General features: G+C 61.5%; 20 protein-coding genes and 2 tRNA genes. 13 read left to right on the top strand and 9 right to left on the bottom strand.

The genetic code is table 11. The features are described from left to right. The first annotated feature begins 32 nt into the window (after positions 1-32). From M0D65_RS05885 to M0D65_RS05845, 9 genes are all read left to right on the top strand, one after another. A complete protein-coding gene (locus M0D65_RS05885; RefSeq protein WP_266251793.1) occupies positions 33-917 on the top strand; it encodes a 3-keto-5-aminohexanoate cleavage protein in 885 nt (294 codons plus the stop codon). 16 nt (positions 918-933) lie between these two features. Beyond that, the gene (locus M0D65_RS05880; RefSeq protein ID WP_266251791.1) at positions 934-1,740 is read left to right on the top strand and encodes an enoyl-CoA hydratase-related protein; all 807 of its coding nucleotides are present in this window, start codon (positions 934-936) and stop codon (positions 1,738-1,740) included. 56 nt (positions 1,741-1,796) lie between these two features. Beyond that, positions 1,797-3,458 carry an AMP-binding protein gene (locus tag M0D65_RS05875; protein WP_266251789.1) on the top strand — a complete coding sequence of 554 codons (1,662 nt, stop codon included), beginning with the start codon at positions 1,797-1,799 and terminating at the stop codon, positions 3,456-3,458. 26 nt (positions 3,459-3,484) lie between these two features. Further along, on the top strand, positions 3,485-4,234 hold the full coding sequence (locus M0D65_RS05870; protein ID WP_308076566.1) for an OmpW family outer membrane protein: 750 nt from the start codon (positions 3,485-3,487) through the stop codon (positions 4,232-4,234). A 450-nt stretch (positions 4,235-4,684) separates the two neighbouring features. Next, on the top strand, positions 4,685-5,776 hold the full coding sequence (locus tag M0D65_RS05865; RefSeq protein ID WP_266251787.1) for a triacylglycerol lipase: 1,092 nt from the start codon (positions 4,685-4,687) through the stop codon (positions 5,774-5,776). 59 nt (positions 5,777-5,835) lie between these two features. Beyond that, positions 5,836-6,756 carry a lipase secretion chaperone gene (locus M0D65_RS05860; protein WP_266251785.1) on the top strand — a complete coding sequence of 307 codons (921 nt, stop codon included), beginning with the start codon at positions 5,836-5,838 and terminating at the stop codon, positions 6,754-6,756. 206 nt (positions 6,757-6,962) lie between these two features. Then, positions 6,963-7,349 carry a hypothetical protein gene (locus M0D65_RS05855; protein WP_266251783.1) on the top strand — a complete coding sequence of 129 codons (387 nt, stop codon included), beginning with the start codon at positions 6,963-6,965 and terminating at the stop codon, positions 7,347-7,349. A gap of 256 nt (positions 7,350-7,605) precedes the next feature. Then, positions 7,606-7,965, top strand: a complete 360-nt coding sequence (locus M0D65_RS05850; protein ID WP_266251781.1) for a DUF4148 domain-containing protein — start codon at positions 7,606-7,608, stop codon at positions 7,963-7,965. Between the two features lie 125 nt (positions 7,966-8,090). Next, positions 8,091-8,489: a DUF4148 domain-containing protein gene (locus tag M0D65_RS05845; protein WP_266251779.1), complete on the top strand. Its 399-nt coding sequence runs from the start codon at positions 8,091-8,093 to the stop codon at positions 8,487-8,489. Between the two features lie 169 nt (positions 8,490-8,658). On the opposite strand, the gene M0D65_RS05840 is transcribed toward M0D65_RS05845, so the two are convergent. Further along, positions 8,659-8,743: transfer RNA gene (locus M0D65_RS05840), tRNA-Leu, on the bottom strand. 130 nt (positions 8,744-8,873) lie between these two features. Beyond that, on the bottom strand, positions 8,874-9,530 hold the full coding sequence (locus M0D65_RS05835) for a hypothetical protein (RefSeq protein ID WP_266251777.1): 657 nt from the start codon (positions 9,528-9,530) through the stop codon (positions 8,874-8,876). Between the two features lie 201 nt (positions 9,531-9,731). Between M0D65_RS05835 and M0D65_RS05830 the strand changes: the two genes are divergently transcribed. From M0D65_RS05830 to M0D65_RS05820, 3 genes are all read left to right on the top strand, one after another. After that, the gene (locus M0D65_RS05830) at positions 9,732-10,055 is read left to right on the top strand and encodes a YkgJ family cysteine cluster protein (RefSeq protein ID WP_266251775.1); all 324 of its coding nucleotides are present in this window, start codon (positions 9,732-9,734) and stop codon (positions 10,053-10,055) included. Continuing rightward, positions 10,052-10,636 carry a DUF1439 domain-containing protein gene (locus M0D65_RS05825; RefSeq protein ID WP_266251773.1) on the top strand — a complete coding sequence of 195 codons (585 nt, stop codon included), beginning with the start codon at positions 10,052-10,054 and terminating at the stop codon, positions 10,634-10,636. The genes M0D65_RS05830 and M0D65_RS05825 overlap by 4 nt, the downstream gene beginning before the upstream one ends. A gap of 106 nt (positions 10,637-10,742) precedes the next feature. Beyond that, entirely contained in the window at positions 10,743-11,576 is an 834-nt protein-coding gene (locus M0D65_RS05820) for an undecaprenyl-diphosphate phosphatase (RefSeq protein ID WP_091011362.1), read from the top strand. 100 nt (positions 11,577-11,676) lie between these two features. Here M0D65_RS05820 and trmB read toward each other — a convergent pair whose 3' ends face one another. From trmB to M0D65_RS05795, 5 genes are all read right to left on the bottom strand, one after another. Continuing rightward, positions 11,677-12,435 carry a tRNA (guanosine(46)-N7)-methyltransferase TrmB gene (gene trmB / locus M0D65_RS05815; RefSeq protein WP_266252035.1) on the bottom strand — a complete coding sequence of 253 codons (759 nt, stop codon included), beginning with the start codon at positions 12,433-12,435 and terminating at the stop codon, positions 11,677-11,679. A 110-nt stretch (positions 12,436-12,545) separates the two neighbouring features. Beyond that, positions 12,546-12,620 (bottom strand) — tRNA-Gly (locus tag M0D65_RS05810). A gap of 122 nt (positions 12,621-12,742) precedes the next feature. Continuing rightward, positions 12,743-13,306 carry a YggT family protein gene (locus tag M0D65_RS05805; RefSeq protein ID WP_266251770.1) on the bottom strand — a complete coding sequence of 188 codons (564 nt, stop codon included), beginning with the start codon at positions 13,304-13,306 and terminating at the stop codon, positions 12,743-12,745. Positions 13,307-13,436: 130 nt separating this feature from the next. After that, positions 13,437-13,757: an EthD family reductase gene (locus tag M0D65_RS05800; protein WP_266251768.1), complete on the bottom strand. Its 321-nt coding sequence runs from the start codon at positions 13,755-13,757 to the stop codon at positions 13,437-13,439. Positions 13,758-13,820: 63 nt separating this feature from the next. After that, on the bottom strand, positions 13,821-14,753 hold the full coding sequence (locus tag M0D65_RS05795) for a Rossmann-like and DUF2520 domain-containing protein (protein WP_266251766.1): 933 nt from the start codon (positions 14,751-14,753) through the stop codon (positions 13,821-13,823). A gap of 999 nt (positions 14,754-15,752) precedes the next feature. On the opposite strand from M0D65_RS05795, the gene M0D65_RS05790 reads away from it, so the two are divergent. Next, on the top strand, positions 15,753-16,079 hold the full coding sequence (locus tag M0D65_RS05790) for a hypothetical protein (RefSeq protein ID WP_091011367.1): 327 nt from the start codon (positions 15,753-15,755) through the stop codon (positions 16,077-16,079). A 141-nt stretch (positions 16,080-16,220) separates the two neighbouring features. Here the strand turns inward: M0D65_RS05790 and M0D65_RS05785 are convergent, their stop codons facing one another. After that, positions 16,221-16,895: a LysE family translocator gene (locus M0D65_RS05785; protein ID WP_091011368.1), complete on the bottom strand. Its 675-nt coding sequence runs from the start codon at positions 16,893-16,895 to the stop codon at positions 16,221-16,223. 50 nt (positions 16,896-16,945) lie between these two features. Next, entirely contained in the window at positions 16,946-18,514 is a 1,569-nt protein-coding gene (locus M0D65_RS05780; protein WP_266251763.1) for a UbiD family decarboxylase, read from the bottom strand. Positions 18,515-18,900 lie beyond the last annotated feature (386 nt).

Genomic DNA, 18,900 nt, shown 5'->3' with positions numbered 1-18,900 from the left:
CAATCGATATTCATGATGCAAGGAGACAACCCATGAGCACCCCCGTCGTCATCACCTGTGCGCTGAACGGCATCTTCACCGATCCGAAGCAGTTCAATATTCCCGTTACACCTGAACAGATGGCCCGTGAAGCCAGGGGCGCGTACGACGCGGGTGCGGCGTGCATGCACGTCCATTTCCGTCAGCAGGAAGCCGACAAGGGACATCTGCCTTCGTGGGACCCCACGCTCGCAACCGAGATCAGCCAGGCGATTCGCGAAGCCTGCCCCGGCGTGATCTTCAACCAGTCGACGGGGGTCATCGGTCCGGACATCGACGGGCCGCTCGCCTGCATCTATGCGATCCGCCCGGAAATCGCCGCATGCAACGCGGGCTCGCTCAACTACCTGAAGGTGAAGGCCGATGGGACCTGGGCCTGGCCGCCGCTGATGTTCGACAACCCGGTCAAGAAAGTGCAGTCGTTCCTCGACATGATGGCCGAGACGGGATCGGTACCCGAGTTCGAATGCTTCGATGTCGGCATCGTCCGCTGCGTCGACATGTACGCGCGCGCGGGGCTGTTCAAGGGCAAGGCCGATTACAACTTCGTGATGGGTGTCGAGTCGGGCATGCCGGCCGACCCGGATCTGCTGCCGATCCTGATTCGCCTGTTGCGCGAAGACTCGACCTGGCAGGTGACTGCCATCGGCAGGACGAACATCTGGGCGCTGCACCGTCGCACCGCGGAACTCGGCGGGCAGTTGCGCACGGGGCTCGAGGACACGTTCTATCTGCCTGACGGCACGCGTGCGGCATCCAATGCTCACCTGATCGAAGCGATGGCAAAAATCGCCCGCGAATCGGGACGCGAGATTGCATCGCCCGAAGAGGCACGCAAGATTCTCGGTGTGCGTGCTGCGGCCCAGTCTCACGCTTGACGAACAGAGATCCAGCATGAACTACAGAACGATAACCCTGACCATCGACGGTAGCGTTGCCGAGTTGCGCCTGAACCGGCCCGAGACACTCAACAGTCTCAGCTTGCAGATGTTCGATGAAATCGGCGACGCATTGCACGGACTGTCGAGCGACGAGCGGATACGGGCGCTGCTCGTTACGGCGGAGGGGCGTGCATTCTGCACAGGTGGCGACCTCGCGGACATCGCCGGGATTACCGGGCGCTCTGGCGAGCAGTCATTCGCCGACCGGTTGGGCGAAGGCATGGCAAAGCATGTCAATCCGGTCGTGTCGACCCTGATGGGGCTTCCCATTCCTGTCGTCTGCGCGGTCAACGGCATCGCCGCCGGCGGCGGATTCAGCTTCATGCTTGGATGCGACATCGTCGTCGCCGCACGATCGGCGCGATTCATCCAGTCATTCGCGAAGGTGGGGCTGATTCCGGATATGGGGGGTACCTGGCTTCTGCCGCAGATCGTCGGGCGCCCTCGTGCGCTGGCACTCAGCCTGCTGGCGGAGGGCATCGATGCGGAAACAGCGCAAGCATGGGGATTGATCTGGCAATGCGTCGACGACGCTGCGCTTGACGACACCGCTCGCGCGCTGAGTCGCCGACTCGCCGCGCTGCCCACCCAGACACTCGGTCTCACCAAGCAAGCGATCAATACGTCCGGGACGCGCACGCTCGACGAGCAGCTAGAGGTCGAGCGCGAACTCCAGGTTCGCAGCGCCGCGAGTGACGATTGCAGGGAAGGCATCGATGCGTTCCTGCACCGGCGCGCGCCGGTGTTCGTCGGTCACTGAGCCTGAATACGGTAAAGACGCGGCTGGCGCAGCCGGTCGTGTACAAGGAGACACAATTGATTGCTGAGACGCGAGACAAGTTGCCGCTCACCCTGATCGAGCATTGGGAGCGCGTGCGGGCGAACGAAACCTATCTGGTTCAGCCGATGGGCAACAGCGAGGTCCGGACATTCACCTGGGCCGAAGCGATCGGCGAGGCGCGCCGCATGGCCGCCTATCTGCGCGCGCTCGATCTCCCGCCCGGTTCGAACATCGCGATCCTGTCGAGGAACTGCGCGCAATGGTTGCTGGCCGATTTCGCGATCTGGATGAGTGGTCACGTATCGGTGCCGCTGTACCCGACGCTGACAGCCGGTTCGGTCCGGCAGATTCTCGAGCACAGCGGAGCGCGCGTGTTGTTCGTCGGCAAACTCGACGGTTGGGAGGACATGTGCAAAGGCGTGCCGGAGGGTACGCACTGTATCGGCTTCCCGTACCTGCCCGATACGCAATTTCTCGGTCCGCGCTGGGACCACATCGTCGGCACAACGACCCCGATCGAGACTTTCGCGAGGCGAGCACCGGACGATCTCGCCACGATCGTCTACACATCCGGCACGACCGGCGAACCCAAGGGCGTCATGCTGACCTTCGCCGCGCTCGCCTGGTGTCCCGATCCGATCTTCGATCTGGTGTCGTTAAGCCCGGACGACCGGATGATTTCGTACATGCCGCTATCGCACGTCGCGGAACGGGCTTACGTGGAAATGCTGTCGCTGCATGCCGGTTTCACCGTCTATTTCAGCGAATCGCTGGAGACGTTCCCCGCCGATGTGGTGCGCGCGCGGCCGACGTTTTTCATCTCCGTTCCGCGACTCTGGACGAAATTCCAGCACGCGGTCGTGAACCGTTTGCCACCCGGTCCCATTCCCGATCAGTTGAAGCCGGCCATTCTCAAACAGCTCGGACTCGACCAGGTCCGCCTCGCGGCAAGCGCTGCTGCGGCGCTCGAGCCCACGCTCCTCACCTGGTATCGCGACCTCGGCCTCGAACTGCTGGAAGGCTATGGGATGAGCGAAGTCTGCGGTGTGTCTCACTCGAGCCGGCTTGGTCAGATCCGTCCGGGATACGTCGGCACGCCCGTGCGTGGCGTCGAGAGCCGGCTGTCGGAGGTTGGCGAGATCGAGATCCGTTCCCCGGGCAATACGAGCGGCTATTACAAGCGTCCGGATCTGACGGCAGTGCTCTTTACATCGGACGGATACATCCGGACCGGCGACAAGGGCGAACTCGACGAGGAAGGCCGACTCAAGATAACCGGTCGGGTCAAGGACATCTTCAAGACCACCAAGGGCAAATACGTCGCGCCCGCGCCGATCGAAAACCGCCTGACGATTCATCCGTTCATCGAAGCGTGCTGTGTTGTTGGACAGGGGTTGGCACAACCGTGTGCGCTAGTCAGCCTGTCTGAGGAAGGGCGCAGGCTCAGCGAGAATGGCCGGCGCGAAACGCTCACCACATCGATCGAAGAACATCTCGACAAGGTCAACATCGGGCTCGATGGTCACGAGAAGATGCGCTTCGTCGTGATTGTCGACACGATCTGGGATGAGGCGAGCGGCCTGGTCACACCGACCTTCAAGATCCGCCGAAACCGTGTCGAAGATCTCTATGCACCGTTCCTCGCCACATGGAACGACCGGCAGAAACCGGTCATCTGGGAGAGCGACGTAATCTGACCTTAACCGCACTAAAAATCATATAAATGGAGATGAAAATGGCTGGCAAGATTGTTCGATTGTTGTCTGTATATTTAGTCCTCTTAAATGTTAATTTAATACCCGGTGTCGCACACGCTCAAAGTGCAGGCAGCACAGTCGTATCGATGGGTTGGGCGCGGATCATGCCGCTCAGTAACAGTGACCCGCTGACAGTCACCAGCCTGGCAGGGCATCCCGTCAATCAGGTCGAGACCGGAACGAGCGGCGCAGCGACCAGTACCGATACCGTCGGTCTCGTAATCGAGCGCTACATCACCGACAACATTGGCGTTGCCGTCGCGGGTGGGTTTCCTGCCTATCTTGGTCTCGAGGGGCGTGGCACCCTCGGCAAATACGGTCAAATCGGCAAGGCGCGTCCGTGGGCGCCACAAGTGATCTTGCGTTACCACTTTCTGCCAGCCACGAGCAAGTTCCGCCCATTCGCGGGCATCGGTGTGAACTACACCTGGTTCACCAATGTTCGGGTCAACAACCAGACGTTCGTTACGCAATCATTCGGACCGGGTAGCTCCGCGAATGCGAGCGCATCGAGTTCGTGGAATCCGGTATTCGAACTGGGTGCGAATTATCAATTCGATAAGCACTGGGCCGCCGGCTTCTCGTTTTCCTATATTCCGGCGTCTACCAACGTCACACTCACGGGCCATACGGCAACCGGGGTCGACATAGTCAGCAAGACGCGACTCCGGTTACGACCGATCACGACATTCCTGAACGTCTCCTACATTTTCTGACAACCGCGGGCAGGTCCAGCAACGGACATTTGCCCGCGAACGGCAGCCAGGGATCGAATGATGATCTACGATTACATCATCGTCGGCGCGGGATCGGCGGGTTGCGCACTGGCGAGAAATCTCGCCGAACGTGTGCCGCTTGCTACCGCGCTGCAACTGCCGATCCGTCCATAGCAGACGCGTGTTCTCCGCGACACGGGGAGGATCATGCGCAGATCTGGTATTCGCACGCAAGCTGCACGCACGATCACGACGCCAACCGCTGAATTTCTCCAACTCCGTATGGAAGCCGCCATACGTCGGTACAAACCATAATAAATCAAACGATTGATTTACTGTAACTTCACGCACAGTTCCCGATAAATCTGTTTTGAAGCGATACGCGCAATGCGCTCGACGATGACTGGAACCAGCGTCGATTTTCATGAATGAATTGATATGGGCTGCAAAATGAATAATCGATTGCTTCGTTTGTTCGTCGGCGCTTCCATTGTATTGTCGATCGCATTGATCGGTCGGTCGTCCTCAGCAGACACCGCGCCGGCCGCAGGCACGTTCGACCAGAGCCTGCTTTATCAGAACTGCAGCAATGGATCCGGCCTGTTAGGTGCGCTATTGGGCGGCAGTACCGACGCGCAAACGAAATACCCTATCGTGCTCGTGTCGGGCCTGACCGGCTCGGCGCCCAACTGGCTGGTGCCCGGCGGCGAGTACTGGAATCAGATTCCTCAAACGCTTTGCCAGAATGGTGCGACTGTCTATGTCGCGTCTCTGTCGGCGGTCAACAGCGATATCGTTCGCGGTGAAGAACTTGTCCAGCAGCTCAAATTGCTGATGGCGAAACTCAAGGTAGATCGCGTCAATCTTGTCGGCCACAGCATGGGTGGGTGGACTGTTCGATACGCGGCAGCAATTTTCCCCGAAGGCGTCGCGTCTGTTACCACGGTATCGTCACCTCACAAGGGTACGGAATTCGCATCGTATTTTCTCGACCACGGCCCGGTTGTGCTCAAGCTCGGGGAGGTAGTGTTCAACGTCTTTGGATCCTATGCCAACGCGCTTAACCAGACCGCCTATCCCGTCGACGCCGATGCAGCGGTGCATCAAGCCTCGCCGGCTGGTATGGCGAAATTCAATGCGATGTTTCCGAGCGCGGGTCTAAGCAGCGCGTCATGCACGGGCAAGAACGACGATACCGGTGTCCGGGGGAATACCGACACGCGCACCGGCACCGACGGGAAGCAATATGTCCAGAAGCTGTATTCGTTCACGGGCAACGCACCTGCATCGCTGGACTCGCTCGATGTTGCCGGCAATGTGGTGATGACCATCGCCTCTGCGATGATGAGAAGCGAGGGGGCTGGTACCAACGACGGGCTCGCCGGAGTATGTTCGAGCCGGTTCGGCGCGGTGCTTGGAACCTATCGATGGAATCACATCAACGCGATCAACAACCTGTTTGGTCTAACGCCGGTATTTGAGGCCAATCCAAAGCAGGTCTATGTCAATCTCGCCAACCGGTTGAAAAAGGACGGACTATGAGGGCGTCCAGAAATCCATGGATATGGGCCGCTGCGGGTCTGTCGATAACGATGGTTTTCGTGAGCTCCACAATTTCGCCTCATCGGTTTCAGCACCGCGAGGCGCACGACCAGGCCGGCGGTTTCGCGGAGACATTCAACGACGATAGCGCGACGCCGGCCACACATCCGTTTAACCGTCTGGACGGAACTACCGTACCGGATGGACTCAAGGCAGACGCCTCCGGACACTTGATCAAGAGCCGGCGCGTGCGGGACGTTTTCGATTATTTTCTGGTTGAATCCGGAGAGGCGTCTGCGCAACGGATCGATGCGGCGGTTGTCGCGAGGATCGATGAGCAGCTTGGCGGCATGGCCAGAGAAGAGGGGGTTGATCTCTGGCAACGTTACGCGCGCTACCGCGTCGCGCTGCGCGCGCTGGCTGGGACGATGGAGCGCACGAATCCTGATTCGCTCACACACATCCTCGAACAACGCGTGGCATTGCGCGCGCAATTCCTGCCGGATGTTGCGCAGGCCTGGTTTGCCGATGAAGAACAGGCGGATCGGGATCAGCTTGAGCGCATGTCCGCGATGGCTGACCCGTCGCTGACCGACCAGCAGCGTAGCGAACGACTCGCCGCAATCGATGCGCGCGATCCCACGTTGATGAAAGCACGGGATGCAGGAGCCGACGTCACGGCGTTGAGTCAGCTCGTTACGAAACTTCAGCAAGCGCATGCGTCTCCCGATGAAATCGGCGCGGCGGTTGCTGCAAGCTCGGACGCCGAAACCGGCGCACGCGTTGCAAGGCAAGTGGCGCAAGACGCTGACTGGTCAGCACGTTATGCGTCATATCGTGCGGCATTGCAGGCGATTACGCCGTCGACCGGCGGCGCATCTTCTGGTCAGGACACCCAACTCGATCAACTGCGCAGCCAGTATTTCCCGATTCCAGCCGAAGCGATGCGCGCCGCCGCGCTCGATCTTACTCACCAGTGACCCATCGTCGAATGGCACCGCTGGCGGATATAGAACACCTGGATGACGCGCTCAATGTGGATAGAGCAACGATGGAACGGCCAGGGCATTTCTATGCAACTCGCAGGCACCATAAAAATCTTCTTTGGTAGTTGACATTCCTACGGTGGGAATGTCTAAAGTTCATCCCGTTGACTTCCTGAAACGGGTCGAGCTGAATTGCCACCATGAGCCGCATCAAACTGTTCGCCGTCGTCACCGTACTCTTCACGCTGATCTTCAGTCAGCTGTGGGTATCGGCATACGCGTGCGCAACGGCCGGCCGGACGATTCCGACCGATGCAGGCGCAGTAGCCGTGGTGCTCACAGGAAGTCACGCCGACCTGCAAGATCCGCATACCGCTGCAAGTTGTCATCTCCATTGCAACAACTCCGCGCAGCCGGATCATGCCAATCTGCCGACCGTGTCTCCAGCGGTATGGCTGCCGCTGATCTGGGGACATTCTTCCATCGTTGCGCTCGCCGTCCGTCCGGATCGGCCCACTCACCCCGAGCCGATTCTCCTGTCGGCGCCGCCTCCAAGCCGCATCCTCTTCCAGGTGTTCCGAACCTAGCCCCTCGCGGCTGAACGTGGGTCGTGCCTGCATATCCGGAACGTGATCGAACTTGTCAGTGCGCCGCTTACGCGGTAGCCGTCGGGCCACCGGTCATGCGTCCCACCTCCACCTGGTAATCAAAGTTTTCGTTGACGCCGAAAGGTCGCTTTGTGCGCCCGCGTGCGCCGCCTGGCGGCTTGCCGCGTCGGTTATTGCCGTCGCTGCGCGTCGATTCGCGCAGGACGATGTCGTCACCACTTTTGAGGAAAAAATCATGAAGGCTATTGCCTTGCTGAACCGTACCGTTCTCACAACCCTGCTCGTTTCCGCTTCCATTTCGGCGTTTGCCGGCGGCGGTTCGCGTGGCCCTGAGCCACGTCCTTATGCACACGTCACCGCGAAGACAGTGGCCGCGGTCGCTGGCGATACGACCACGACCGACGTCGCCGCGCCGGGCAAGACTCGCGAACAGGTACGCGCGGAACTGTTGCAGGCCGAAGAGGCTGGCCTGATTCCGACCCACCGCAACGACTACCCGCCGAGCGCCGAGACGATCGCCCGCAACCGGGTGCGCTTCCAGCAGATCGAGCAGGCGTGGCAGGGCGGCAGCTCGATCGCCCTGACGCAAAAGTAAACGCGTAGTCGCGATCGCGGCAGAAGTCTCGCCGTGTACGTGTACGCGAATACGAAGCAACGGAGGCGGCACAGCGCCGTCTCCCTCTTTCAGACATACCCGACATACCCATTGAGGAACCCATCATGAAACACACTTCACTTCTGAATCGCTCAGTCTTCGGCACGCTGCTTTTGTCGGCGTTCGCACTGGTGTTTGCCAGCGCGCCTGCGTCGGCGCAATCCGCTCCGCAACCGGTCGCCGTTATAGCGTCTTCTTCAGATCTGCTGCTGGCGGCAGTCGAACACCCGGGCGTTCAGGCGCAGAGCGCTTCGGTGGACGCGGCGGATTCGGCAGGCAATCAGGGCAAGACTCGCGCACAGGTCCGCGCCGAACTGATCGAGGCCGAACGGGCCGGTGTGATTCCGGTCAGAAACGCCGAATACCCGGCTGAGCCTGAGACGATCGCGCGCAACAAGATCCGGTTCGAGAAGGCGGAAAGCTGGTGGCTTGCGCATGGCGGGCAGCAGGTGTCGGCGAACTGAGGACGGCGTATGCCAACCGTGGATGACCCTGAAGGCTGGCATTCACGGTCGCCGTCGACGTCGGCGGTTCGACATCGATTCGGAGGACAGCCAGAAACAAAAACCCCCGCAGGAACACATCTCCTGCGGGGGTTCTGGGAATGTTGTGAGGCCGTACGAAACAACTTGCTGGTGCCCAGGGCCGGACTCGAACCGGCACGCCTTGCGGCGGGGGATTTTGAGTCCCCTGCGTCTACCTGTTTCACCACCTGGGCTTGTCTGACGATGTGCGCTGGGCGCACACGTAGTGAGACGCGGATTATGTCCGAAATCGGCCGACCAGGCAAGGTGCTCCCGCTCCGGACAGCATGTACAGCGCACCGCAAGCCCGGCGGCCGGAGGAATTCACTTCACAAACAAGGACCTGAATTCCTCGACGCTTTCGTCGTCGGGACCGATCGGCGCAATCTCCTTGCCTGCTGGCGAAACGAGCCAGTACCAGTCGTAGGAACCGCTCGCCAGCCAGTACTTATGCTTGTTCACGATGAGATCGCCGCGATACTTGCCCGCGGGGATGACTTCCAGAGAATTCCCGTCAGTGACAAACCGCTCCTTGCCGCTCGACAGCTCGACCGAGTGAATCGCGCCGGAGGTGACCCACGCGGCGCTCATGAAGTAAACGGTCTGCCCGTCGGGAGAAAAGGCCGGCGAACTCAGGGCGGCGAGCGTGCGCTTCGGATCTTCCGCGCCGACGCCTTCGACCAGTCGACGCTGCGCCGTCCCATCGATATGCATCACCCAGACCTCGTCGGCGCTTTGCGCCCCGGATGCGGTGTCGACCATGCGATGGGGCGTTCGACGAACGAAGACGATCGACAGATGGTCGGGGGACAGCACGGGATCGGAATCAAGGCCGCCGGTGGTCAGCGGTCGCGCGGAGCCCGTATCGTCGATCATGATGATGTTGCCGCCGTCGACCTTGACCGACGTGGCGTACGCATGCGGCGCCACACACATGGCCAGCAAGAGAACCGCCCCCAGCAGCGTGGTCGGATGCTTCATTCGTAGGGCTCGAGCGCCGGTCGGAACGGCGGATTGGTTATCATCGTGCTCTCGCGTCCAGCGAGCGCAACCTCATGAAGGTCCTGGCCCCGTGATCGTGGCATACCCCGAAGCCTGCCGGTAGCCACGGTAACGGAATTTCTTCTGCTCCGCGAACGCACAGAGCGAACCGAACCCGGACCCTCCCAGACAAAGGGAAATATGCATTGCCGCCCTGACTGCGGTGCCTGTTGTATTGCACCTTCCATCTCGAGCGCCATCCCCGGCATGCCTGACGGCAAGCCGGCGGGCGTACGCTGCGTGCAGCTTGGCGACGATCTGCGCTGCGCGATCTTCGGCAAGCCCGAGCGGCCCGCGTGCTGTTCGGGCCTGCAGCCGCAGATGGAAATGTGCGGTACCACGCGCGGCGAAGCGCTCGCGTGGCTCACGCAACTCGAATCGCACACCCGGCCCGATAGTAAAGCGACGATGTCGGCGCGCGGTGTGCCAACCGCTGTGTCAGCGTTAACCGGAGAAACCGTATGACTCGATTCCCGTCGCCTGCCCGGCGTCGTTTCCTGCTTACCGCGTGGGCAGCCACGGCGGTTTCTGTCTCGCTCGCGGCCTGCGCGTCGTCGACGTTTCCGTTCATCCCCTCGCACTACACGTTTTCGCAACAGCAGGTGCAGGACGCGGTGCAACGGAAGTTTCCGTATCAGCACACGATGTCGCAGCTCTTCGACGTCGCGTTGAAGAATCCGGTCGTCGGTTTGCTGCCGGACACGAACCGCATCTCGGTGCAACTCGATGCGCATCTCGCGAGCCCGTTCCTGCAGCAGCCCGTAGACGGCGTATTCACGCTGTCGAGCCAGCTCGCCTACGACAGCGCCAGCCACTCCGTCGTACTGGTGTCGCCGCACGTCGATAACGTCAACGTAAGCAGCGGCGCGCAGGCCTATAGCCAGCAGATCAATGCGGCGGCCGGGCTGCTCGCCACCCAGCTCCTCACCAATTATCCGATCTACACGTTCAAGCCCGAACAGCTGCAATTTGCCGGTGTGCACTACGAACCCGGTACAATCACTATCCTTACAAACGGCATACGCGTACAGATCGTCGAAAAATGACGACGGGCGCGGCCGTTGGGGCCGCGTCTCGGTGATCGCTGTTGTTCTAGCTGTCGTTTCGCGTCACGGCCCCGGTCACCGATTTTCCTAGCGACAAGGGCCACCGATGGATTGGATATTGATCTGCAAGGCGCTGATTCTCGGCGTCGTCGAAGGCTTGACTGAGTTTCTGCCGGTGTCGAGCACCGGCCATCTGATCGTCGCGGGCAGCCTGCTCGATTTCACCGACGAACACGCCAAAACTTTCGATGTCGTCATTCAGCTCGGCGCGATTCTCGCCGTGTGCTGGGAATATCGCCGGCGGATCGGCAGTGTGGTTGCAGGCCTGCCCACGCGGCCCGACGCGCGGCGCTTCGCACTGAATGTGATCATCGCGACGATTCCCGCGGTCGTGCTTGGCCTGCTGTTCGAGAAGGCAATCAAATCCGCGCTGTTCTCGCCGGTGCCGGTCGCGTTCGCGCTGGTCGCGGGCGGTGTGCTGATTCTGTGGGTGGAGTCACGCAAGCGCGAGCGCGGCGATGTACCCGCGCGCGTGCAGGCAATCGACGATCTGCGTCCGCTCGATGCGCTCAAGGTCGGTGTCGCCCAGTGCTGCGCGTTGATTCCGGGTATGTCGCGCTCGGGCTCGACGATCATCGGTGGGATGCTGTTTGGGCTCGACCGGCGTGTCGCCACCGAGTTCTCTTTCTTCCTCGCGATCCCGATCATCTTCGGCGCGACCTTCTATGAAATGGCGAAGAGCTGGCATCAGTTGTCGGCGGATATGCTCGGCACGTTCACGATCGGTTTCGTCGCGGCGTTCGTCAGTGCGTTTGCGTGCGTGCGCTGGTTGTTGCGCTACATCGCCACGCACGACTTCACGGTGTTCGCGTGGTATCGGATTGGCTTCGGGCTGTTGATTCTGCTCGTTGGGTATAGCGGTGGATTGGGCTGGGCGTAGCGTAGCGTTGGCCGCGCGATCGTGAGATCGCGCGATGGCGAATAAAAAAGTCCGCATGCGTTTGTTCACGCATGCGGACTTTTTTGTTTTCAGGCCGTATTCAGATCGTATCGCGGCGCCTGAAGACCAGATCCCAAACACCATGTCCAAGCTGTAACCCCCGACGTTCGAACTTCGTCACCGGACGATAGTCGGGGCGTGGCGCGTAGCCGTCGGCGGTATTGGCGAGCGCAGGTTCTGCACCGAGCACTTCGAGCATCTGTTCCGCGTAGTTCTGCCAGTCGGTCGCGCAATGAAGGTACGCACCGGGCTTTAGCCGCGACACAAGTAGCGCGACGAACTTCGGCTGGATCAACCGGCGCTTGTGATGACGCGCCTTGTGCCACGGGTCGGGAAAGAAGATGTGCACGCCGTCGAGACTGTCCGGCGCGATCATCTGCTCCAGTACTTCGACTGCATCGTGCTGGATGATGCGGATGTTCGTGAGGTTCTGTTCGCCGATCAGTTTCAGCAGTGCACCGACGCCTGGCTCGTGCACTTCGACACCGAGAAAATCCTCGCCCGCGCGATGCGTTGCGATCTCGGCGGTCGTCGCGCCCATGCCGAAGCCGATCTCCAGCACGCGTGGCGCCTGTCTGCCGAATACCGCGTCCCAATCCGGTTGCGTATCCGTATACGGCACGACGAAGCGCGGCCCGAATTCATCGAGCGCGCGGCGCTGGCCAGTGGACACACGTCCCGCGCGCGTCACGAAACTGCGGATGCGGCGCAGATGGAGCGCTTCCGGTGTTTCTGTTGCTTCGGGCGTGTCGGGGTTAGCGGCGTCGAGTGGGCCAGCTTCGTTCGGGTCGTGAATCATCATCGAGGACAACAACAAATTAACAGGGCAAGCAGGGCATCGCCCAAGCGGGACGGCCGGTCAGGCGCGGATTATAGCAGCGGGGGGAGGGGCGTTCGGACGGGAACTGCTGGAGCGGGCGATGGGAATCGAACCCACGTCTCTAGCTTGGGAAGCTAGGGTAATGGCCATTATACGACGCCCGCAGAGCGCGCCATTTTACGCGGGTTTTGCCCGTTTGCGCAATTAAGGAACCCGCTGCATGGCAAGCAAAGTCACAACTCGCGCCACGCACGACCCATCGCCGCACGCAGCGCGTCAACTCAACTCAAATCCCAAACAACGTCAACGAAACCGCAGCCCGCGTAACGACCATCAGCAGAACCTGCACGATCACGAACAGCACGATCGGCGACAGATCGATACCGCCGACTTGCGGCACGAAACGGCGCAGCGGATTCAGAAACGGCGCAGTCAGTTGATACAGGATCGGCATCGCCGGCGAGCGCGGATTGAGCCACGACAGCAGCGCCATCAAGATGGTTAGCCAGATGATCAGATTGAGGGCCCATTTCAGCAGCGTGAGCAGTGCGACGATCAGCAGCACCGGCATGATCGAGAGCGGATCGACGCCGGAGGTCACGACCATCAGCACCACATAGACGATCGCTGTGAGCAGTGCGGCGACGATGCTCGCCCAGTCGATGCCGCGCGTGCCGGGAATCACGCGGCGCAGCGGCAACACGAGCCAGTTGGTTGCCTGCAGCACCCCATTCGACACAGGGTTGTACGGCGGCAGGCGCACGACCTGTAGCCATGCGCGCAATACCAGCACGGCGCCGAACAGGGTGAAAACGGTATTGAGCAGAAAGCGGGCGATCTCGCCGAACATCTTGAGTCCTCTTTGCTTCAGGTGCTGTCCGCATGGGCCGGTGGCTATGCAGGACTTCTGTTGATCCAGCGTGTAAGCCGGACATATTGCGCCGCGCCGGGCAAATCCGCCTCGGCGCGACTGACGGCGGCTAGACCGACACCCGGATCTCGCTGATCAGGATCTGGCCATTGCCACCGTCGGTGTAATTCGGAATGTCGTCCAGCAACTGCGCGGACACCGGCGTGAAGACTTGATAGAACGCATCGGCGGTGTCGAACAGGAAATGGCCTGCCGCGACGTAGGGCGGCGCCGATCCCGGCGGGCCCGCATTCACGCCAATATCGACCGACCAGCCTTTCAACGCCGTCCCGAATAGCTTCGCTGCGAGCGGCATATGTGTGCCGCAGTAATAGTCGACGTCGAAGCGACCATTCTCCCGATACGGATAGAAGATGCTGACCTTGATCATTGTGCGTTCTCGTTGAGGGTCCCGAGGCGCGCTGCGCTGCGCCGGTCGTCACATTATCACGGCTTACTTGACGCTTGCACCTGCCGGCACCTGATTCAGCGAGCGCGCGCGCGATTCCTCGACGGTGCGTGCAATGGCATCGATGGCGGCGGGCGGAACGGGCCGGCGACGTGCGAGTTCGACACCGCGCCGGGACAGCAGCGCGTACAGCGTGGCGTGATCGCCGCCCAGTTCTTCGAGCAGCGCCAGCTGCTTTTGCACGACGCCGGTGTCGCCGCGCGAAATCGGGCCGGCGAGCGCGCCCGGCAGGCCTTTGTCGCGCGCGGTTTCGATCGTGCCGGCGAGCATGGGCAACACGGCACGTAGCGCATCGGCTTCATCGAAGCCGAGTGTGCGCCACAAATTGACGCACTCGGAGAGGCTGCACAGCGCAAAGCTCGCCGCATAGTGTGCAGCCGCGTGGTAGAGCATGCGGCCGCCCGCGGGGATCGACAGCGGATGGCAGCGCAGCGCGCCGACGAGCGCCGTCAACGCTTCGTGGAGCGCCCCGTCGGCCTCGATCGTCACCGAGCAGCCAGCGATGCGCTCGAGGTCGGCGAGTTCTCCGCCGAACAGGTACAGTGGATGAAAACCGCCGATCGCCACACCCTGATCGCGCGCCGGCGCCAGCAGTTCGACCGGCGACGCGCCGCTGCTATGCACGAGACCCCAGGCCGCCGTGCCGGCAGCAGCGCCGAAGCGAAGTGTGTTCGCTGTCGTACCGATGCTGTCGTCGGGGACGGTTAGAAAGACGATATCGGCCGCTTCGAGGACTTTCTGCGGATCGTCGGATGCCTGACAGCGCTCGAGTTGTGAGGCGAGCGCCTGCGCGCTACCGGATGTACGGCTGGCGATTGCGCTGACCGGATAACCGGCCCGTGCAAAGCCACGCGCAAGGCAACGAGCGAGTCGGCCTGCGCCGATAAAACCGAGGCGCGGCAACGAGGGCTGCGACATGAGTTCTGCTCCAGACAGGATGACTGAAAGAGGGCGCAAAGGTCGAGTATCGCCGATCCGCGGTGGCGTTGCGGCTTTCGTCAGTCTGTTTTCAGGCGATATGGCGGGGGCTGCCGGACATGCGGCATGGCGTCGCCCGCGGGTCCGGAAACTGCTCACAATCGCCACTATGTCCGTTACATCAGATAGGTCGTCGCCATCGATTTTCCCCGTCGCAGTCCGATTCGAGAGGTCGCCATGAGCATCTTTTCGTACCGAAAGCACTTGCGGTTTCTAACCCATAGCCAGCGCCGGCGCTGGTGGGATCAGAAGAAGCGTTTGAAGCCACGGGTCAGGATTAGCGGCGGGTATGTGCCACCGAGCGTGAGCCGTGAGTTCATTTATGTGAAAGTGGGCTAACGCCGCTAAAGGCGCAGGGTTTCGTACGCGCCGATTGATGCGCGGGCAATCTGCTCAAATCAGCTTACGCCTGACAACCTGCTCAGTATCTGCTCAAGTATGAGCAGATACTGAGCAGGTTGCTTCTGAGAACTGTCCTGGAGACCATCCAGTACTTGAGCTGGCGCCGACCGGCCACACTAAGCGCAGCTTTGGTTCAGCTTCCTTCCGGCTTGGTGAACAGGATCAGTGCCAGGTGAACGGCTGGGCTTGCGGCCGGGCTTCTGCTTTTGACGGGTCGTGTAAAGACCAAGGTTTGCGCGAGATGCCAGCTTGCAGTTCATTTGTAATGAAACATTACCGAGGACGCATGATCCGCGCCCATCTACATCGGTAAAACCGTCCGTAGCGCGATGCCATATCGCGCAAACCCTTGATTTTCGGCACTCTGCGCCGCATTTTGCTGCGCGAGCGCTGAATCGTCGGACGTAAGGCTGTCGCACCGATTGCAATTTGCAACAAATGCATAAAGCGGGGTAAGCGCTTTTTGGATAGAGTGAATTCCAGAGCACGCCCGTTTTGCGACACGACCATCCTGGCCGTGCCGCCAGGAGAAGAGAAGTGAAAAAGATCGTTCCGTTCATCGTTGCCGCCGCGCTTGCCGCGGGGTTCACCACCGCTGCCGAGGCTCACGTGTCGATAGGGATCGGCCTCGGCATTCCAATCGCGCCTGCCTATCCTGTCTACGCGGCTCCGCCCCCGGTGTACTACGCACCGCCCGCGCCGGTGTATTACGCGCCGCCGCCGGTCTATGCGCCGCCGGTTGTCGTTGGCTACGGTGGTTATGGCGGCTACGGCTACTACGGTCACCCGTACTATGGCCGCGGCTACTACCGCGGCGGTTACTACGGTCACGGCGGTTACGGCCACGGTTACTGGCGCCGTTAAGCGTTGCGCGGGGATAACCCGCGCAGCGCGGCAGTCCGTCGCAACCGTTCAGGTTTAGCGCCATACGGCGCAACGCAGGCTAGTGCGCCGCGTTGCGCCGTTTTTATTGCTGCGGCTGGATTACCCGCCGCGGCAATCGGCCTAGTGCACCGGCACAGCGTGCACGATCAGATCGCGATACCCGTTGACGATCACGCTATACGAGAAATACGCGAACAGCAGCGCCGACAGCACGTGACATGCGCGCAGCAGGCGAGTGCCGGCGCGCTTGCGTCCGTGGCTCGCAAGGCCGCATAGAAAGAGCGTCCAGGCGAGCCCGCCGAGAAAGAAGCCACCGAGAAAAATCGCTGCCGTCGGAGCGGTAGTGGCGCCCGCCTTCGCGATCAGCGCGCCGCCTACCGCGGCAAACCACAGGATCGCGCTCGGCGACGAGATCGCCAGCAGCGCGCCGCGCACAAAGCCGCGCCATGCGCCCAGATGAGGGGCCGCTGCATCAGCTTCGCCTTCGACCGGCGGCGCCGACGCCGGATACAGCGCTTCACGCGCCATCTTCCACGTGAGGAACAGCAGGATCGCCGCACCGCCGATCCACACGATCCAGCGCACCGCGTCGAACTGCAACAGCGCTGCCATCCCCGCGAGCGCGAGTGCCGCATACAGCAGGTCGCCGAAGCACGAGCCGAGTCCGAGCCAGAAGCCGGGTCTGAAGCCATGCGACAACGTCAGCGAGATGACCGCCACGTTGACGAGGCCGATATCGAGGCACAACGAAAGCGACAGGAAAAAACCGTCCGACAACATCGACAGCACATGCATGGGAATCACGTATCACTATTGTTGTTGGTATTCAGCCCCAAGCTTCGCGCTCAAAGGCCAAGCTCGTTCCACAGCACGTCGATGCGCTGTTTGACGGCGGCATCCATCGCGATCGGGCGGCCCCATTCGCGATCGGTTTCGCCGGGCCACTTGCTGGTCGCGTCGAGTCCCATCTTCGAGCCGAGACCGGCCACCGGCGACGCGAAGTCGAGGTAATCGATCGGTGTCCGGTCGACGAGCACCGTGTCGCGCGACGGATCGATACGTGTCGTGATCGCCCAGATCACTTCTTTCCAGTCGCGGATATTCACGTCCTCGTCGACGACGACGATGAACTTCGTATACATGAACTGCCGCAGGAAGCTCCATACGCCGAACATCACGCGCTTCGCGTGGCCCGGGTAGCTCTTCTTCATCTGCACGATCGCCATCCGGTAGCTGCATCCTTCGGGCGGCAGATAGAAGTCGGTGATCTCGGCGAACTGCTTTTGCAGCAGCGGCACGAACACTTCGTTGAGCGCGACGCCGAGCACGGCGGGTTCGTCGGGCGGCTTGCCGGTGTAGGTCGAGTGATAGATCGCATCGCGGCGCATCGTGATGCGCTCGACGGTGAACACCGGAAACCACTCCTGCTCGTTGTAATAGCCGGTGTGGTCGCCGTATGGACCTTCGAGCGCATGCTCATATGCGGCGCTCGCGCCTTTCGACGGCCGGGCCGGTGCTCCGGGCGGTGCCGCCGCGGGCGTACCGGTCTGCGGATAGATGAAACCTTCGAGCACGATCTCGGCGCGTGCCGGCACCTGCAGCGTGTCGACGCCTGGCGTCAGGCACTTCGCGAGTTCGGTACGCCCGCCGCGCAGCAGGCCCGCGAACTGGTATTCGGACAACGTGTCGGGCACCGGCGTGACGGCGCCGAGTATCGTCGCCGGATCGGTGCCGAGCACCACGGCGACCGGATACGGCTGCCCCGGGTTCTTGAGCGCGAATTCGCGGAAATCGAGCGCGCCGCCGCGGTGGGCCAGCCAGCGCATGATCAGCTTGTTGCGGCCGATCAGTTGCTGGCGGTAGATCCCGAGGTTCTGGCGGGTCTTGTTCGGCCCGCGCGTGACCGTGAGGCCCCAGGTGATCAGCGGGCCGACGTCGCCGGGCCAGCAGGTCTGGATGGGCAGCTTTGCGAGGTCGACATCGTCGCCTTCCCAGACGATCTCCTGGCAGGGCGGTGAGCTCACCGTCTTCGGCGCCATGTCCCACACGGCCTTCGCGAGCGACAGCAGCTTGCCGGCGTCTTTCAGGCCCTTGGGCGGCTCCGGCTCCTTCAGCGCGGACAACAGACGGCCGACGTCGCGCAGCGACTCCAGCGCGTCCGCGTCGCCGCTACCGGCCCCCGCATCGATGCCCATGCCGAGCGCGACACGTCGCGGCGTGCCGAACAGGTTGCCGAGCACCGGGAACGCGTGCTGCCGTTTCGCCTCGAACAGCAGCGCCGGGCCGCCGGCGCGCAGCACGCGGTCGCACAGCTCGGTCATTTCCAGCACGGGGGAGACGTCTTGCGAGATGCGGCGCAGTTCGCCGAGCGTTTCGAGACGGCCAACGAAGTCGCGCAGGTCTTTGTATTTCATCTGGTCCGGATCGTGGCCGCGTAGCGCGGCAGGGAGGAATAGCGACGGCATGCAATCGCCGCGCCGGATCGATTGGGAATTTTACCTGCGTTGGGTGGCGTACGTTTGGAAGCCGAAAAAGCCATCGGCCTGAAACATATGCGGCATGCGGTTTTCATCGGACTGAACGCCGTTCATTATTACATTTGGTTATGATTGTGACGTTCCATAGTGTTGACGATCTATAAAACCCTGCTAGAATCCGTCGACATTGGTTGCAGGGCCGTAGTTTTTCGACCACCGCCCCCGGTCCTTTAGACGCAACGCGTCGCCGTTAGCCGACCCCTGCACGGCTCCCAACGGTCTGTTTGTCGTCCTCGCCAGCGCCCTTTCGACGCTGGTTTTTC

Source organism: Paraburkholderia sp. CHISQ3 (assembly GCF_030464945.1).
GTDB classification, from domain to species: domain Bacteria; phylum Pseudomonadota; class Gammaproteobacteria; order Burkholderiales; family Burkholderiaceae; genus Paraburkholderia; species Paraburkholderia megapolitana.
The sequence above is the reverse complement of the archived record's forward strand: the minus strand, read 5'-3'. Positions and strand labels throughout refer to the sequence as shown.